This window comes from Dokdonella sp., from assembly GCF_019634775.1.
In the GTDB taxonomy this organism is placed as follows: Bacteria; Pseudomonadota; Gammaproteobacteria; order Xanthomonadales; family Rhodanobacteraceae; genus Dokdonella.
Window position 1 is genome coordinate 1,582,621 of sequence record NZ_JAHCAS010000001.1, and the last position, 17,487, is coordinate 1,600,107.

The following is a 17,487-nucleotide window of genomic DNA, read 5'->3' on the forward strand; positions in this document are numbered from 1 at the left end:
CCTGCGGCGCTGCCTACTCGAAGCCGTTCGCGAACAGTCTCCAAAGCTCGAATGCGCCGATGTCCACCGCCGGCCCGACCTGGCGCGGGTTGCCGTCGAAATCGGTTACCAGCAGACCGCCCTGCGGATTGTTCACACCGGCGTCGACCATCGGCGAGGAGCGCTTGAGTGGCTTGCGGAAGCAGAGAAAGCCGCAGTTGTCGAACTGCGGATCGACCGACAGGTTGCCGCCGCTGGCCGGGCCGAGTGGGACGTTGGTGTGGCGACCGATATTGTTGTGGACCAGATTGATCGTGCCTTGGCCGAACAGATAGACGTCGCCATAGCTGTCGTTGTCCCAAAGGATGTTGTTGCTCAGCCACAGGTTCGAGGAGGTCGAGGTCGGGTTGGTGTAGAGCACCCAGCCTTCGCCATCGGTGTTCGAGTTTCCGGTGATGGTGTTGTTGCTCAGGTAGTTGTTGCCGTTCAGGTTGATCGACCCGACAGCGTAGTTCGGGGCACTGTTCCCGGTGATCAGATTGTTGCGGATACGCAGCGTTCCCCACCCGGAGATGTCCAAGGCACCGCTGGCTGTTTGCGCACTGCCAAGCAGGATGGCGTTGTTGTCGATGCGCAGACTTGCTCCGCCACCTTGGTCGAAGAGGCGGACATACAGGTTGCCGCCGAAGTTGGAGTAACCCGAGAGCAAGGTCAGGTGCTCGACGACAAGCGACTGCGGGCCGAAAAGCTGCAGATCGAGCACGCGCACGCTGTTGTTGCCATTCAGAACGGTTGAGCCCGTGCGCTGCGTGCAGTCGGCGTTGAAACCGCCGGTGAGTGTCAGTGCAAGGTGGTCGGCGCCGCCCCCGGCGGTGCTGAAAACCAGGCCTTGGGTCAGCGTGATGGTGCCGCTGCGAAAGCGGATGATGTCGGCTTGACCATTGGTGGCTGCTGTCGTGAGCGCCGCCTGGGCGGTGGCTTCCGAATTGACGCAGAACGTCGCTGCCGCGGCGGTTCGCGTCATCGATAGTGCGGGTAGCGCAAGCAGCAGGGCCAACAGCTGTGCCCGTAGCGGATTGGGGCGGGCAAGACGGCGGATGGACATGGCGTGATCTTCCGTTGGCGTGGGTCACGCGCAAAAACGCAAAAGGCCGAATCAACGTGCCAACTTTTCCGCCTGGGCAGCGTCAATGCGGCTGAAGCGATACCGTGTGGTTCAGCGCGAGCGCCGATGTGCCGCCCGCGTGCGCGGGTGGTCGGGGCCGAGCAGCGTGGTGAGTGCGCCGATTTCCCGCTCGCGCCACTGTGCCGCATCGTCATGCCCGAGCAGGGCAGCGGCTTGCGCACGCAGGGTGAGGGTTTCAGCCAGTGCGTTGCTCGGGCCCGGGTGGCGGCGGGTGAGTTCTTCCAGTGCCTCGTCCAGCAGGGCAAGCGCTTCGGCGTCGCCGTTGCGGATGCGCGTGAACGCGAGGGCGGCGCGGATCAGGAAATAGTCGGGTTCCTCGCGGTTGCTGCGAGTGGCGAAGTGGTCTTCCGCGGCGATGAGAACGGGCAATGCCTGCGCGTTCTGTCCCAGATCCAGGAGGGCCAGACCGAGTTGAGCCTCGGTCCAGCCCAGCTGGATGGCGTTGGCTGCGCTGAAGGTGGCGCGGGCGCGCTGTGCGGCGTCCACGGCGTCATCGGGCCGGTTGGTGTACCGGTACAGCCGGGCGAGCATGGTGCGGACGTTGGCCGTCATCGGGTGATCAGGATTCAGGGTGCGCTCGGCGACTTCCAGTGCGGCAAGCCCGGCGGTTTCAGCCTCGTCGAATCGGCCCAGACCGATCAGTGCGGAGGCTCGACCCAGGTGCAGCCAGGCTTGTCGCGATTCGGGCGCTTGCGGGTCCAGTGCCATCAGGCGGCTGGCTTGTGCATAGGCGTGTTCGGCATCGGCGTAGCGGTCGCGCCGGCTGGCGGTGGCGCCGAGGTTGTTCCAGTCCACGGCCAGGCGTGGGTCGTCAGGACCGAGCAGGGCGGAGCGTTCGGACAGGATGCGTTCGTAGAGTTGCTGGCTGGCGGCCAGATCGCCTCGGAACAGGGTGTTCTTGGCTAGCGTTGTGAGGGTGGCGATACGGCCCAGTGCGAGGTCGGGACGATCGAGGCGGTCGTAGATCGCCAGCGATTCCTCGCCTGCGCGGCGGGCTTCGTCGAGCTTTCCGGTGGCGGTGTCGTGCATGGCCTGGATCTGCAGCGCATCGGCGAGCGATGGCCAGGCATCCGGGCCGAGGGTACGCAACTGTGCGATGCCGGTCTCCACGCGCGCTCGGCCTTCCTCGGCTGCGCCCAGGCTGATCAGTCCGTTGCCGATGGCAACCTGCAGTTCGGCTTGCGTATCGGGCGCATCGTCCAGCCCGTCCACGCGGGTGGCGGCGTCGCGGATCAGCGCGATGGCACTGGTCTGCACGCCCTCACGGGAGAGCTCGGGGTTGCTGGACTTGAGCAGCGAGACGACGAAGCGTTTGGTTTCCTCGGCGCGACGCGCCTGCGTCTGGGCCTGGGCGAGATGAGTTTCGGCCAGCGTGCGCTGGCGATCGGCTTCGGCGGCCTGTTCGCGTGCCAGGCGCGCCTGCCACAGCGCGGTGCCGAAGCCGGCGATCAGGGCGATCAGTACGAGTGCGGTGGCGGCGCTGGCGAAACGATGCCGCAGTACGAACTTGCGCAGGCGATAACCGGATGAATCCGGGCGCGCGTTGATCGGACGGCCATCGAGGTACAGGCCGAGGTCGGTGCCGAGCGCGGCGGCGTTGGCGTAGCGGTGCGCGGGTTCGGGTTGCAGGGCGGTCAGCACGATGCGGTCGAGGTCGCCGGCAACGAGCCGGGCGAGGCGCGCCGGTTCCGGTGCCGCCGCGCCCCAGCGCTGCGTCATCTGGCTGTCGTCGAGGCGCCGCAGCGCCTGGCTCGGACGCACCAGCGAATCGTATTCGGCGGAGGTCGCGCTGCCGGTGGTCAGCGCACGATCGCGGCGGTACGGCAACTGCCCGGTCAGAAGTTCGTAGAGCACGACGCCGAGCGCATGGACGTCGGTCGCGGTGCTGATCGGATCGCCCTGGATCTGCTCGGGAGCCGCCCAGGCAGGCGACAGCACGCGCAGGCCGGTGCGGGTTTCGTGGACGTTGCGGGCATCGCCGTCCTGGGCGTCGCCGAGCAGCTTGGCGATGCCGAAGTCCAGCAGGTGCGGTTCGCCCTGCGCGTCGACCAGGATGTTCGACGGCTTGAGGTCGCGATGCACGATCAGGTGGCTTTGCGCATGCGCGACGGCGTCGCAGACCTTGCGCATCAGGGAGAGTCGCTCGCGCAGCGGCAGGGCCTGCGTGCGCGCCCATTCGGTGATCGGCGTGCCCTCGACGTACTCCATGACGAAGTAGGGGCGATCGGAAGCGTCGAGGCCGCCATCGAGCAGGCGGGCGATGTTCGGATGGGTCAGGCCGGCGAGGATGCGGCGTTCCTGCACGAAGCGTTGCAGGATGTCCTCGCTGTCCATGCCGCGCTTGAGGCGCTTGAGCGCGGCCTGCTGGACGAAGCCGCCGTCGCAGCGCTCGGCCAGGAATACTTCGCCCATGCCGCCGCGCCCGATTGGGCGGAGGATGCGCCAGTGGCCGACCTGTTCACAGTCCGCGCGCGTGGGCTCCGCTTCGGCATCGGCCAAGGCCTGTTGCGCGAGCATGCCGAGGCCGTGATCGAGCAGGCCGTCGCCGGCATCGGCGGCGGCGAGCAGCTCGGACAGTTCGGCGGCGAGCGCCGGCTCCTGCTGCTCGATGGCGGCCAGGCGTTCGTGGCGTGCGAGTGGATCGAGGTCGAGCAGCTCGTCGAGCGCGGCGGATTGGCGATGCCAGCGCGCGATGTCATCCGGCGTGGGGGTCGTCATGGGCGAGGTCGCGGTAGAGGAAGGCCTTGGCCTTGGCCCAGTCGCGCTTGAGTGAACGCTCCGCGCGGCCGAGCACTTCGGCCAGCTCGACGAAACCGAGTCCGCCGTAGAAATGCAGTTCGACGAGGCGCGCCAGACCCTCGTCGAACCGCTCGAGGCGTCCGAGCGCGGCGTCGAGACCGAGCAGTTCGTCGTCGCGTCCGGCAATGAGGGCGGTCAGGGCAGGTTCGGGCACTTCGTCCAGCGACAGCGCCGCCTGCCCGTCGCCGCGCTTGATCGCGCCGCGCTTGCGCACGTGGTCGACGACGATCTGGCGCATCGCGCGCGAGGCGAGGGCAAAGAAGTGCTGGCGGTCGTTCGGGCCGGCATCGGCGCCGGCCATGCGCAGGTAGACCTCGTGGACCAGCGACTGCGCGCGCGCGATGTCCGCGCCGCTGCGCAGGAGATGCCGCTGCGCCATGCGATGCAGGTCTTCATAGGTGGCCTTGAACAGCCGGGCCTCGGCGGCCTTGTCGCCGGCACGCGCCGCTGCGATCAACTGGGTTGTTTCCAACGCCCCGCTCCGCTGGATGTCAGCATCACCAAGAATGCCCTGATTCTACCGATCGCGGCTGAGACCGCTCCCACGGGATCAAACCGCTTCGGTGAACGCCCCGCGTGCCGCTTCGAGCGTGTCGGCGATGACCTGCTCGGTGTGCGCGATCGACATGAAGCCGGCCTCGTAGGCCGACGGCGCGAGGAACACGCCGCGCGCGAGCATGGCCTGGAAGAAGCGGTTGAAGCGCGCGGTGTCGGCGCGTGTCGCCTGCGTGTAGGTCTCGACTTTTTCGGCGCTGAAGAACAGGCCGAACATCGCGCCTACACGTGTCGTCGAGAAGGCGATGCCGGCGCCATCGGCGATGGCCTGCAGTCCGTCGGTGAGCAGGCGCGTGCGGCGCGCGAGCTCGTCGTGGAAACCCGGCGTCTGGATCAGTTCGAGCATGGCCAGGCCGGCAGCCATCGCCACCGGGTTGCCGCTCAGGGTGCCGGCCTGGTAGATCGGCCCGGCCGGAGCGATCTGCTGCATGATGTCGCGGCGGCCGCCATAGGCGCCGACCGGCATGCCGCCGCCGATGATCTTGCCGAGCGTGGTCAAGTCCGGCGTGATGCCGTAGTGCGCCTGCGCGCCGCCGAGGGCGACGCGGAAGCCGGTCATCACCTCGTCGAAGATCAGCAGTGCGCCATGTTTCGTGCACAGCGCGCGCAGGTGCGCGAGATAGCCTTCGCGCGGCGGAATGCAGTTCATGTTGCCCGGCACGGGTTCGACGATGAGGCCGGCGATGTCGGCTCCCGCTTCGTCGAACAGGCGCGTCGCCGCGTCGAAGTCGTTGAACGGCAGGGTCAGGGTGAGATCGGCCAGTGCTCCGGGCACGCCGGGCGAGGTCGGCGTGCCGAAGGTCAGCGCGCCGGAGCCGGCTTTCACGAGGAAGGCGTCGCCATGGCCGTGGTAGCAGCCCTCGAACTTGACGATGCGCGAACGCCCGGTGAAGCCGCGTGCGAGGCGGATCGCCGACATCGTCGCCTCGGTGCCCGAATTGACCATGCGCACCATCTCGATCGACGGCATGAGGCGCGTGATCGTCTCTGCCATCGTGACTTCGGCCGCGCATGGCGTGCCAAACGAAAGGCCATCGGCGATCGCGCGTTCGACCGCGGCGCGCACGGTCGGGTGGTTGTGGCCGACGATCATCGGTCCCCACGAGCCGACGTAGTCGATGTAGCGCTTGCCTTCGACGTCCCAGAGATACGGGCCTTCGGCGCGCGCGGTGAAGAACGGTTCGCCACCGACCGACTTGAAGGCGCGCACCGGCGAATTGACGCCACCGGGGAGCAGGGGCAGCGCGCGCTGGAACAGTTCGGAGTTGGTTGCCATCGTTCTTGGGTCCGTCGTCGGTCAGGTGAAACGGGAAGCGAGTTCGCGCGTCGCCGCCGTGATGTCGGCGGCGCCGAACACCGCGGAGATCACGGCCAGATAGTCGGCGCCGGCGTCCACGAGCAGGCGCGCATTGTCGGCGTTGATGCCGCCGATCGCCACCAGCGGCAAGCCGAGCATGCGCGCCTCGCACAGTACGCCAGGGTCCGCAGGCCGCGCGGTCGGCTTGCTCGGCGACGGAAAGAAGGCACCGAAGGCGAGATAGTCCGCGCCTGCCCCGGCAAGCTGGCGCGCACGTTCGATCGAGTTGTAGCACGACACGCCGATGATCGCCCGTGGCCCGAGCCGTGCGCGCGCCTCGATCACGCTCGCGTCACCGGCGCCGACATGCACGCCATCGGCGCCGACCGCATGTGCGAGTTCGACGTCGTCGTTGACGATCAGCGGCGCGCCATGGTCGCGGCAGAGTGACGCGAGCGCACGCGCTTCGGTCTCGCGCCGGGCACGATCCGTGCCTTTGTCGCGATACTGCACAAGGCGCGCTCCGCCGGCGAGCGCCGCGCGCACGGCTTCGACGAGGTCGTCGCGTGGACCGTCGGTGATGGCGTACACGCCGTGGTCGGGGAGTCTGCTCATGTCGATGTGGTCGGGAATGTTCTGATTTTGCCCTTCACGGCTGAAGTCGCTTCCACGAAATCAAGGCCTTGTGGGAGCGGCTGACCAGCCATGACCAGCCATTCGGCTGTTGAAACACGCTTCGGCTGTTGAAAACCAGCCGCGAAGGGATTTCCCTAGGTTTCGGATGGGCAAGCTGCGAGAATGCCGCGCTTGTCTCCACAAGGTCAGCATGATTGTTTCCGCAATGAGCCAGAACGAAGCACCTTTCCGCTCCTTCATGTGTGTGGTCTGCGGACTCATCTACAGCGAGGCTGATGGCTGGCCAGACGACAACATCGCCCCCGGCACGCGCTGGGAGGATGTGCCTGACACTTGGACCTGTCCGGATTGTGGTGTCACCAAGTCCGATTTCGAGATGGTCGAGATCTGATCTCCGGTACGACGCGCCAGCGTTTCGCCCTATTCCACCACGCTCCAGCCCGATATCGGCAGTCGTTCCGACCCATGGCATTGCTCGAATGCAGCCAGGCGATCAGGCCTGATGCAGGAGTCCGTGCGATGCGAATCTTCGTCCCCGTGGAAGACGCCCCATTCGATGCGCGCGTCGGCGCGCTCGTGCCTTACCGCTGTGGCCTGGACTGCGAACACGCGCTGCGCGCTCGTGCCGGCGACACCGATGTCGAGGCGCCATCGTGGTGGTGGCTCGAGCCATCGGCCCCGTCGGCAGGCGAGGCTGCTCTGCCCGCCCTGCAGCGGCGCTGAAAACCGGCGCGCGACATCCTGCCGCGTGCCGCCGGTGCTTCCCATGCGCGGGTCGAGCCGCTAGGATTCGCGCCCCCTCGGAGGAGGGGTCTGCAGGGCGATGGTCTGGAAGGCTGTGAACGTCGATGCCGAGTGTTTTTGGGTGTTGACGGCCCTGAAATTGGTTGTATGATGTCGGGCTCCCTTGGACGAAAGGTCCTCGGGTGCGGGATGAAGGTTATCCTGCAAGTCCTTGATCTTTGAAAGTATGCGCAAGTGTTTTGTGTGGGCGCCTCGGGTTGGATGGAAGTCCAAGAGATCGAGCGTCCAAGCAAACGTCAAAGCAGCGCTTTAGCGAGCTTGGGTTTCACGCTCAAAAGAAATGTCCGTGGGAAGCCACGGGCGACAGGTTCAACTGAAGAGTTTGATCCTGGCTCAGAGTGAACGCTGGCGGCAGGCCTAACACATGCAAGTCGAGCGGCAGCGCGGGGGCAACCCTGGCGGCGAGCGGCGGACGGGTGAGGAATGCATCGGAATCTACCTCGTTGTGGGGGATAACGTAGGGAAACTTACGCTAATACCGCATGAGACCGAGAGGTGAAAGTGGGGGACCCGCGAGGGCCTCACGCGATGAGATGAGCCGATGCCGGATTAGCTAGTTGGCGGGGTAAAGGCCCACCAAGGCGACGATCCGTAGCTGGTCTGAGAGGATGATCAGCCACACTGGAACTGAGACACGGTCCAGACTCCTACGGGAGGCAGCAGTGGGGAATATTGGACAATGGGCGCAAGCCTGATCCAGCCATGCCGCGTGTGTGAAGAAGGCCTTCGGGTTGTAAAGCACTTTTGTTGGGGAAGAAAACCTGCCGGTTAATACCTGGCGGGAATGACGGTACCCAAAGAATAAGCACCGGCTAACTTCGTGCCAGCAGCCGCGGTAATACGAAGGGTGCAAGCGTTACTCGGAATTACTGGGCGTAAAGCGTGCGTAGGCGGTTGGTTAAGTCTGCTGTGAAAGCCCTGGGCTCAACCTGGGAACTGCAGTGGAAACTGGCCAGCTAGAGTGTGTCAGAGGATGGTGGAATTCCCGGTGTAGCGGTGAAATGCGTAGAGATCGGGAGGAACACCAGTGGCGAAGGCGGCCATCTGGGGCAACACTGACGCTGAGGCACGAAAGCGTGGGGAGCAAACAGGATTAGATACCCTGGTAGTCCACGCCCTAAACGATGCGAACTGGACGTTGGGCACACTTAGGTGCTCAGTGTCGAAGCTAACGCGTTAAGTTCGCCGCCTGGGGAGTACGGTCGCAAGACTGAAACTCAAAGGAATTGACGGGGGCCCGCACAAGCGGTGGAGTATGTGGTTTAATTCGATGCAACGCGAAGAACCTTACCTGGCCTTGACATGTCCGGAATCCTGCAGAGATGCGGGAGTGCCTTCGGGAATCGGAACACAGGTGCTGCATGGCTGTCGTCAGCTCGTGTCGTGAGATGTTGGGTTAAGTCCCGCAACGAGCGCAACCCTTGTCCTTAGTTGCCAGCGAGTAAAGTCGGGAACTCTAAGGAGACTGCCGGTGACAAACCGGAGGAAGGTGGGGATGACGTCAAGTCATCATGGCCCTTACGGCCAGGGCTACACACGTACTACAATGGTCGGTACAGAGGGTTGCGAAGCCGCGAGGTGGAGCCAATCCCAGAAAGCCGATCTCAGTCCGGATCGGAGTCTGCAACTCGACTCCGTGAAGTCGGAATCGCTAGTAATCGCGGATCAGCATTGTCGCGGTGAATACGTTCCCGGGCCTTGTACACACCGCCCGTCACACCATGGGAGTGGGTTGCTCCAGAAGCAGGTAGCGTAACCGCAAGGGGCGCGCTTGCCACGGAGTGGTTCATGACTGGGGTGAAGTCGTAACAAGGTAGCCGTATCGGAAGGTGCGGCTGGATCACCTCCTTTAGAGCATGGCTTCGCCGATTCGAGGCGTCCACACAAGGCACTTGCACGTTCAGAGTAAAGCCGGCAGCGGCGAGCTGATCGGACGGTCCGGGAGGGCGGTTCGTATTTGGCGTCCTTGCCATACGGGTCTGTAGCTCAGGTGGTTAGAGCGCACCCCTGATAAGGGTGAGGCCGGTGGTTCGAGTCCTCCCAGACCCACCATTGTCTTCAGGCGAGTCGCTTCGCGGAGAGCGAAAGTCAAAAGGCGCACATCCGAGTGCGCGCTCTTCACGGAAGAGCTTCGGCTTCGGGTGAGGCAGTCGGGAGGCCCGCTGGTTATCCCATGGGGCCATAGCTCAGCTGGGAGAGCACCTGCTTTGCAAGCAGGGGGTCGTCGGTTCGAACCCGACTGGCTCCACCAGACTTCTGGACGTAGCGCATACGAATTGATGATTTGAAGCGGACCGGTGTTGAGGCCGGGTTCGTGTTCTTTGAAAACTTGGGACGTAACAAGCGTTTTGGCTCAATCGAGTCGAACGTGTCGTTGAGGCAAGTAGGCGAAGAAGTTGGTTGTTTGCGTGTGGCCCCGAGGCTTCTTGGGGTTATATGGTCAAGCGACTAAGCGCATACGGTGGATGCCTTGGCGGTCAGAGGCGATGAAGGACGTGGCAGCCTGCGAAAAGGGCCGGGGAGCTGGCAACGAGCATTGATCCGGTCATGTCCGAATGGGGAAACCCACCGCGCAAGCGGTATCCCACGCTGAATACATAGGTGTGGGAGGCGAACCCGGGGAACTGAAATATCTCAGTACCCGGAGGAAAAGAAATCAACCGAGATTCCCTGAGTAGTGACGAGCGAACGGGGAACAGCCCAAAAGTCGTGCAAGTTCTAGGAGAACGGTCTGGAAAGGCCGGCCATAGACGGTGATAGCCCAGTATCCGAAAGGGCTTGCACGATGAAAGTGAGTAGGGCGGGGCACGTGAAACCCTGTCTGAACATGGGGGGACCATCCTCCAAGGCTAAATACTCCTGACCGACCGATAGCGAACCAGTACCGTGAGGGAAAGGCGAAAAGAACCCCGGAGAGGGGAGTGAAATAGAACCTGAAACCGTATGCGTACAAGCAGTCAGAGCCCGAAAGGGTGATGGCGTACCTTTTGTATAATGGGTCAGCGACTTACGTTGTGTGGCGAGCTTAACCGTCTAGGGGAGGCGAAGGGAAACCGAGTCTGAATAGGGCGCATAGTCGCACGGCGTAGACCCGAAACCGGGTGATCTATCCATGCCCAGGGTGAAGGTCCGGTAACACGGACTGGAGGCCCGAACCCACTCCCGTTGCAAAGGTAGGGGATGAGGTGTGGATAGGAGTGAAAAGCTAATCGAACCCGGAGATAGCTGGTTCTCCTCGAAAGCTATTTAGGTAGCGCCTCGTGTATCACTGCTGGGGGTAGAGCACTGTTATGGCTAGCGGGTCATCGCGACTTAGCAAACCATGGCAAACTCCGAATACCAGCACGTGCGAGCACGGGAGACACACGGCGGGTGCTAACGTCCGTCGTGAAAAGGGAAACAACCCAGACCCGCAGCTAAGGTCCCAAAATCATGGCTAAGTGGTGAACGAAGTGGGAAGGCATAGACAGCCAGGAGGTTGGCTTAGAAGCAGCCACCCTTTAAAGAAAGCGTAATAGCTCACTGGTCGAGTCGGCCCGCGCGGAAGATTTAACGGGGCTCAAGCCATGTACCGAAGCTCGGGGTGTATCCACTCCACTTGAACACATTCGACGCTTGGCGGCGCAGCCGCACAGGCGTTCCCACCGTAGGTGGGGGAGAGGGAAAGAGTGTGTTGAAGGGAGTGGATACGCGGTAGAGGAGCGTTCCGTACGCCTGTGAAGGTGGATCGTAAGGTCTGCTGGAGGTATCGGAAGTGCGAATGCTGACATGAGTAACGATAAGGGGGGTGAAAAGCCTCCCCGCCGAAAGCCCAAGGTTTCCTAGCGCAACGTTCATCGGCGCAGGGTGAGTCGGTCCCTAAGGCGAGGCGGAAACGCGTAGTCGATGGGAAGCTGGTTAATATTCCAGCACTTCATTGCAGTGCGATGGGGGGACGGAGAAGGGTAGGTGTACCGGGCGTTGGTTGTCCCGGAGAAAGGCGGTAGGCATGAGGGTTAGGCAAATCCGGCCCTCTTTATGCCGAGCACCGAGACGAGTCCTTTTTGGACGAAGTCACTGATCCCACGCTTCCAGGAAAAGCCCCTAAGCTTCAGCTGCAATGGAACCGTACCGTAATCCGACACAGGTAGGCAGGGTGAGAATCCCAAGGCGCTTGAGAGAACTCGGGTGAAGGAACTAGGCAACATAGCACCGTAACTTCGGGAGAAGGTGCGCCCGGAGGCGTGGCTCCATGCGGAGCTGAGCGTTTCCGGGCCGCAGTGACCAGGCCGCTGCGACTGTTTATCAAAAACACAGCACTCTGCAAACACGAAAGTGGACGTATAGGGTGTGACACCTGCCCGGTGCCGGAAGGTTAATTGATGGGGTCAGCCGCAAGGCGAAGCTCTTGATCGAAGCCCCGGTAAACGGCGGCCGTAACTATAACGGTCCTAAGGTAGCGAAATTCCTTGTCGGGTAAGTTCCGACCTGCACGAATGGTGTAACGACAGCGGCGCTGTCTCCACCCGAGACTCAGTGAAATTGAAATCGCTGTGAAGATGCAGCGTTCCCGCGGCAAGACGGAGAGACCCCGTGAACCTTTACTATAGCTTTACACTGAACGTTGAGTTCGTCTGTGTAGGATAGGTGGGAGGCTATGAAACCAGGACGCCAGTTTTGGTGGAGCCATCCTTGAAATACCACCCTGATGTGCTTGACGTTCTAACCTGGGCCCGTGATCCGGGTCGGGGACCGTGTATGGTGGGTAGTTTGACTGGGGCGGTCTCCTCCCAAAGAGTAACGGAGGAGCACGAAGGTGCGCTCAGCACGGTCGGACATCGTGCAGTGTGTGTAAGGGCATAAGCGCGCTTGACTGCGAGATCGACGGATCAAGCAGGTACGAAAGTAGGTCCTAGTGATCCGGTGGTTCTGTATGGAAGGGCCATCGCTCAACGGATAAAAGGTACTCCGGGGATAACAGGCTGATACCGCCCAAGAGTTCATATCGACGGCGGTGTTTGGCACCTCGATGTCGGCTCATCACATCCTGGGGCTGTAGCCGGTCCCAAGGGTATGGCTGTTCGCCATTTAAAGTGGTACGCGAGCTGGGTTCAGAACGTCGTGAGACAGTTCGGTCCCTATCTGTCGTGGGCGTTGGAGATTTGAGAGGGGCTGCTCCTAGTACGAGAGGACCGGAGTGGACGAACCTCTGGTGTTCCGGTTGTCACGCCAGTGGCACTGCCGGGTAGCTACGTTCGGAAGCGATAACCGCTGAAAGCATCTAAGCGGGAAGCGCGCCTCAAGATGAGATCTCCCGGGACACAAGTCCCCTGAAGGAACCATCAAGACTAGGTGGTTGATAGGTCGGGTGTGTATCGCAGTAATGCCGAGCTAACCGATACTAATGATCCGTGCGGCTTGACCATATAACTCCAAGTGGCTTTGCCCAATGCTTGGCTCGACAACACGTCGACCGAAAAGCTGAACCTTGTTACGTCCCAAGACCCCATGCGAGACCGGCGCATCCGTGCGCTGTCTCCACCGCTTGCTCAGTGAACATAGCGCTGTGGAACCACCCGATCCCATCCCGAACTCGGAAGTGAAACGCAGTTGCGCCGATGGTAGTGTGGCTCAAGCCATGCAAGAGTAGGTCAACGCTGAGCATCCAACCCGAACCCCCGCTCGACCGAGCGGGGGTTTTTTATTGCGCCTCGCCAAGCGCAGAATCGCACCCTGACCCACGTTCATGTGGGCGACTTCCGGTGTGATGCTTCGCATGCAGAACGAACCGATCAGTTTCACTGACGGCAGTGCCTACGAGCGCTACATGGGCCGGTGGAGCCGGCTCGCCGGGGACATCTTCCTCGACTGGCTCGCCCCGGACCCCGGTTGGCGGTGGCTGGATGTCGGTTGTGGCAACGGCGCCTTCACCGAGCGTCTGCTTGAACGCTGTGAGCCGGCATCCGTGCATGGCGTTGACCCCTCTGCCGAACAACTGGCCCATGCGCGTGCGCAGGCGTGCCTGAAGGCAGTCAGGTTCGTCGAAGCGGATGCCATGGCGCTTCCGTATCCCGACGACGCCTTCGATGCCGCGGTGATGCCGTTGGTGATCTTCTTCGTGCCCGATCCGGGCAGGGGTGTCGCCGAGATGCGGCGTGTGGTCCGTGCGGGGGGGCTCGTTGCGGCCTACGCATGGGACATGACTGGGGGTGGCTTTCCGTATGAGCTGCTGCATGCCGAGATGCGTGCGCTCGGCATCGCGGTTCCGATGCCACCCAGTCCAGAGGCATCGCGGTTGTCTGCCTTGCGCGACTTGTGGACGCAGGCGGGTCTGCAGGCTGTGGAGACGCATGAGATCAGCGTGTCGCGTCGATTTGCCGATTTCGAGGATTTCTGGGAGACCGCACGTGGTGCGCCGAGCGCCGGATCCTTGCTGACCGCGATGCCGGCCGCGCAGCGCGCCGCACTCAGGGATCGCATTCGGGCGCTCCTGCCGGTGCAGGGCTCCGGCGAGATCATCTGCAGCGCCCGCGCCAATGCGGTGAAAGGGCGGGTGTCGGGCTGATGCTCCGTTGACCGGAGCGGCGAACGACGGGGCTGTCGCACCGAGGCGGAATGGGTGCCGACGAGTCAGTCGTGCCTGGTGTAGTCGACGAAGCGGAACGCGTACGCATGCCGGGAGTCGGCGGCATGCGCGACATCGTCGGTCACACGCCAGATGGCGGTATCGAAGCGGGGAAAATGCGCATCGGCGTCGGCAACCTGCGTGTCGACCCAGGTCAGGTGGAGATGTGTCGCCAGTGGCAGCGCGAGGGCGTAGACCTCGCCGCCGCCGATCACCATGAGCGCGGCATCGCCAACGTGCGCGACCGCTTCGTCGATCGAGCCTACCGCCGTCTGTCCCGCATACGGCGCATCGCCCGAGCGTGTCAGCACGAGATTCACGCGGCCGGGCAGCGCGAAACCGATCGCTCGAGCGGTACGGCTGCCCATCAGGACAGGTTTGCCGAGGGTCAGCGCCTTGAAGCGGCGAAGATCGTCCGGCAGATGCCATGGCATGGTGTTGTCGCGACCGATCGCGAGATTCCGGTCAAGGGCGGCAACGAGGGCGATGCGTGCCATCAGACGGCCACCGGCGCCTTGATGGCCTTTTCCGCGACATAGTCTTCGATCGTGATGTCCTCGTAGCGGAAATCCTCGAGCGCACGCACTTCCGGGTTGAGGCGAAGGCGTGGCAGCGCGTGCGGTGTTCGCGCGAGTTGCTCGCGTGCCTGCTCGAAATGGTTCAGGTAGAGATGCGCATCGCCCAGTGTGTGCACGAAGTCGCCGACGCCGAGGCCGCAGACCTGCGCGATCATGTGCGTGAGCAGGGCGTAGCTCGCTATATTGAACGGCACACCAAGGAAAATGTCGCCCGAGCGCTGGTAGAGCTGGCACGACAGCCTGCCATCGGCAATGTGGAACTGGAACATCGTGTGACAGGGTTGCAGGGCCATGCGCGGCAGGTCGCCGACGTTCCATGCGCTGACGACGAGGCGGCGCGAGTCGGGATTGCGGCGAATCTCATCGACCACCCAGGCGATCTGGTCGATGCTGCGGCCATCGACGCAGTCCCACGAACGCCATTGCTTGCCGTAGACCGGACCAAGGTTGCCATCGGCATCGGCCCACTCATCCCAAATGCCGACACCGTTGTCCTTGAGGTAGCCGATGTTGGTGTCGCCACGCAGGAACCAGATCAGCTCGTGAATGATCGAGCGCAGGTGCAGTTTTTTCGTGGTGACGAGTGGAAATCCCTGACCCAGGTCGAACCGCATCTGCCAGCCGAACACGCTGTGCGTGCCGGTGCCGGTGCGGTCGGCCTTCGGCGTGCCGCGCTCGAGCACGTGGCGCAGCAGTTCGAGGTATTGGCGCATCAGCCCTGCTCCTTCGACTTCGCGGCCCTGGGTGGATCGTTGACGATGCGTGGCTGGAGCACGGGTGCGCGTCGTGACATCGCGACGAGCGCGAGGCCGAGCACGATGAGTGGCAGCGACAGCAACTGGCCCATCGTCAGCCAGCCGCCGGCGAGAAACCCGAGGTGAACGTCCGGCTCACGCACGAACTCGACGAGGAAACGAAATGCACCATAGAGCAGGGCGAACAGTCCGGAGATGCAATAGCGTCGACGTGGTTTCATCGAAACGACGTAGAGGATGCCGAACAGGATGATGCCCTCCAACACCATCTGGTACAGCTGCGAGGGATGGCGCACCTCGGCGGCGAGTTGGCCGGCACGAGCCATCGCCTCGAGCTGTTCGATCGAGGCCGTGTGTTCGAACGCACGCGGGAAGATCATGCCCCAGGCCACATCCGTGTGCCGACCCCACAGCTCTCCACCGATGAAGTTGCCGAAGCGGCCGACACCGAGGCCGATCGGCACCAGTGGAGCAACGAAATCCATGACGTCGAAGAAATGCAGCCGATGCTTGCGGGCCCATAGCCAGGCCACGAACAGTACGCCGAGGAATCCGCCGTGGAAGGACATGCCGCCTTCCCACACGCGGAAAATCGACAGCGGGTCAGCCACGATCTCGGACCAGCCGTAGAACAGCATGTAGCCGAGTCGGCCGCCGAGAATGACGCCAAACATGCCGTAGGAGGCGAGGTCGAAAAACGCCGTCGGCCCGACCGGCAGGCGACCATGGCGTCGACGTCGCTCGCCGAGCCACCAGAACAATGCGCCCGCGATCACGTACATGATGGCGTACCAACGCACGGCGACCGGGCCGATATGAAATGCGACGGGATCGAAGGCGACGACGTAGGGATGCATCGGGGTTCCGTGGAACGGGACGCGCCGCGGGACGCGTCGGCAAAGGCGACATTATGCCGGTTCGGAACGCCCGCGGATGCCCCGAGCGATCCAGCAACGGATGGATTCGACGGTCCGGGCCTGGATCACGGTCAAGGCGTGCTCGAGAAATCAGGGCGTTGCACGAGGGTGGAGCCGGCCGTGACGGACGTTGTTGCGAGCAGCATGGGTGGTCACGCCGCCGGCAGCACGCGCAGGATGAAACCTTTGAGGTAGTCGGTTTCCGGGATTGCCGGATGTACCGGATGGTCGGGGCCTTGGTGCAGCGGGAACAGCAGCTGCACCTGTCGATCGAGGTGGCGCGCACCCTGCTGCACGGCGTCGAGCAGGACGACGCGCGGCATGTGCCACGAACACGAGCAGGTGACGAGGATGCCATCGCGGGCGAGCACCTGCATGCCGAGTTCGTTGAGGCGTCGGTAGGCGATACGGCCCTCGGCAAGATCCTTCTTGCGCTTGACGAAGGCCGGCGGGTCGAGCACGACGATGTCGAAATGCTCGCGCTGCTCGCGCAGGGCCTTGAGATGGTCGAAGGCATCGGCACGCACGGCAGTCACGCGGTCGCTGAAACCGTTGCGCGCGGCGTTGCGCGAGATTGCATCGACGGCGTCCTGCGAGGCATCGACACAGACGATCTCGCGTGCGCCGTACGCGGCGGCGCGCAGTCCCCAGCCACCGAGGTAGCTGAACATGTCGAGCACGCGTTTGCCTGTGCAGAGCTTCGCGAGGTGGTCGCGATTGAAACGCTGGTCGTAGAACCAGCCGGTCTTCTGTCCGCCGACTGGATCGCATTCGAATTCGAGGCCGGCTTCGCGTACGAGCAGCGCCTGTGTGGCCGGCTCGCCGTGGCCAAGGTCGACGTATTCGGGCAGATGCTCCATCGCCCGGATCCCGGCGTCGTTCTTCCACCAGAGCTGACGCGGCGCCAGCACCTTGACCACGGCCGCAGTGATCTCGTCCTTCAGGCGCTCCATGCCGGCCGTGGTCGTCTGGGCGACGAGCACGTCGCCGAAGCGGTCGATGGTCAGGCCGGGCAGGCCATCAGATTCGCCATAGACGAGGCGGTACCACGGTTCGTCGAACAGGCGCTCGCGCAGCGACAGCGCGACCTTGAGCCGGTGCACGATCAGCGAGCGGTCCAGCGCATGCGCGATGCCGCGCTGGACCAGGCGCGCGCAGATCAGCGAGTTTGGATTGACGTAGCCGACGCCGATCGGCTTGCCGCGATGGTCGGCAATGACGCAGGGGTCGCCGGGGGCGAACGCGGACAGGGGCGAGCGGGTGACGTCGACCTCATTGGAGAACACCCACAGGTGCCCGGCGCGCAATCGCGCCTCCTCACCGCGCTTGAGCACGAGCGCGGGATAGGCCAGTTCGTCGGTCACGATGGTTTCCGCT

The 17,487-nt window shown here is 63.4% G+C and carries 11 protein-coding genes, 2 tRNA genes, 3 rRNA genes and 1 pseudogene; 8 read left to right on the top strand and 9 right to left on the bottom strand.

Annotated features, from left to right (window positions below):
- Positions 1–13 precede the first annotated feature (13 nt).
- From KF907_RS06720 to thiE, 5 genes and pseudogenes are all read right to left on the bottom strand, one after another.
- Complete coding sequence (locus KF907_RS06720; protein ID WP_291219218.1) at positions 14–1,084, bottom strand: choice-of-anchor Q domain-containing protein; 1,071 nt, start codon at positions 1,082–1,084, stop codon at positions 14–16.
- Positions 1,085–1,633: 549 nt separating this feature from the next.
- Positions 1,634–3,883: pseudogene (locus tag KF907_RS06725) on the bottom strand (serine/threonine-protein kinase); the annotation flags it as partial.
- A complete protein-coding gene (locus KF907_RS06730; RefSeq protein WP_291219222.1) occupies positions 3,861–4,436 on the bottom strand; it encodes an ECF-type sigma factor in 576 nt (191 codons plus the stop codon). The gene KF907_RS06730 and the pseudogene KF907_RS06725, both read right to left, overlap by 23 nt.
- A gap of 78 nt (positions 4,437–4,514) precedes the next feature.
- Positions 4,515–5,795, bottom strand: coding sequence for a glutamate-1-semialdehyde 2,1-aminomutase (hemL, locus tag KF907_RS06735; RefSeq protein WP_291219223.1), 1,281 nt, complete (start codon positions 5,793–5,795; stop codon positions 4,515–4,517).
- A gap of 21 nt (positions 5,796–5,816) precedes the next feature.
- Positions 5,817–6,431 carry a thiamine phosphate synthase gene (thiE, locus tag KF907_RS06740; protein WP_291219225.1) on the bottom strand — a complete coding sequence of 205 codons (615 nt, stop codon included), beginning with the start codon at positions 6,429–6,431 and terminating at the stop codon, positions 5,817–5,819.
- Between the two features lie 211 nt (positions 6,432–6,642).
- On the opposite strand from thiE, the gene KF907_RS06745 reads away from it, so the two are divergent.
- From KF907_RS06745 to KF907_RS06780, 8 genes are all read left to right on the top strand, one after another.
- Positions 6,643–6,843: a rubredoxin gene (locus KF907_RS06745; RefSeq protein WP_472843828.1), complete on the top strand. Its 201-nt coding sequence runs from the start codon at positions 6,643–6,645 to the stop codon at positions 6,841–6,843.
- 128 nt (positions 6,844–6,971) lie between these two features.
- Positions 6,972–7,175 (top strand): hypothetical protein, encoded by a 204-nt coding sequence (locus KF907_RS06750; protein WP_291219227.1) that lies wholly within the window; start codon positions 6,972–6,974, stop codon positions 7,173–7,175.
- Between the two features lie 391 nt (positions 7,176–7,566).
- Positions 7,567–9,107, top strand: a 16S ribosomal RNA gene (locus KF907_RS06755).
- Between the two features lie 124 nt (positions 9,108–9,231).
- Positions 9,232–9,308 (top strand) — tRNA-Ile (locus KF907_RS06760).
- Positions 9,309–9,431: 123 nt separating this feature from the next.
- Positions 9,432–9,507 (top strand) — tRNA-Ala (locus tag KF907_RS06765).
- 187 nt (positions 9,508–9,694) lie between these two features.
- A 23S ribosomal RNA gene (locus KF907_RS06770) occupies positions 9,695–12,661 on the top strand.
- A 122-nt stretch (positions 12,662–12,783) separates the two neighbouring features.
- Positions 12,784–12,898, top strand: a 5S ribosomal RNA gene (rrf, locus tag KF907_RS06775).
- The 16S, 23S and 5S rRNA genes sit together here with 2 tRNA genes alongside, the layout of an rRNA operon.
- A 113-nt stretch (positions 12,899–13,011) precedes the next feature.
- A complete protein-coding gene (locus KF907_RS06780; protein ID WP_291219229.1) occupies positions 13,012–13,800 on the top strand; it encodes a class I SAM-dependent methyltransferase in 789 nt (262 codons plus the stop codon).
- Positions 13,801–13,865: 65 nt separating this feature from the next.
- On the opposite strand, the gene KF907_RS06785 is transcribed toward KF907_RS06780, so the two are convergent.
- The 4 genes from KF907_RS06785 to KF907_RS06800 all read right to left on the bottom strand — a co-directional run bounded on the left by KF907_RS06785 (position 13,866) and on the right by KF907_RS06800 (position 17,474).
- Positions 13,866–14,357 carry a dihydrofolate reductase gene (locus KF907_RS06785; protein ID WP_291219231.1) on the bottom strand — a complete coding sequence of 164 codons (492 nt, stop codon included), beginning with the start codon at positions 14,355–14,357 and terminating at the stop codon, positions 13,866–13,868.
- Positions 14,357–15,151 carry a thymidylate synthase gene (locus tag KF907_RS06790; protein ID WP_291219233.1) on the bottom strand — a complete coding sequence of 265 codons (795 nt, stop codon included), beginning with the start codon at positions 15,149–15,151 and terminating at the stop codon, positions 14,357–14,359. The genes KF907_RS06785 and KF907_RS06790 overlap by 1 nt, the downstream gene beginning before the upstream one ends.
- Complete coding sequence (lgt, locus tag KF907_RS06795) at positions 15,151–16,050, bottom strand: prolipoprotein diacylglyceryl transferase (protein ID WP_291219235.1); 900 nt, start codon at positions 16,048–16,050, stop codon at positions 15,151–15,153. Before lgt ends, KF907_RS06790 begins: the two co-directional genes overlap by 1 nt.
- A 212-nt stretch (positions 16,051–16,262) precedes the next feature.
- A complete protein-coding gene (locus KF907_RS06800) occupies positions 16,263–17,474 on the bottom strand; it encodes a class I SAM-dependent rRNA methyltransferase (protein WP_291219237.1) in 1,212 nt (403 codons plus the stop codon).
- Positions 17,475–17,487: the final 13 nt, after the last annotated feature.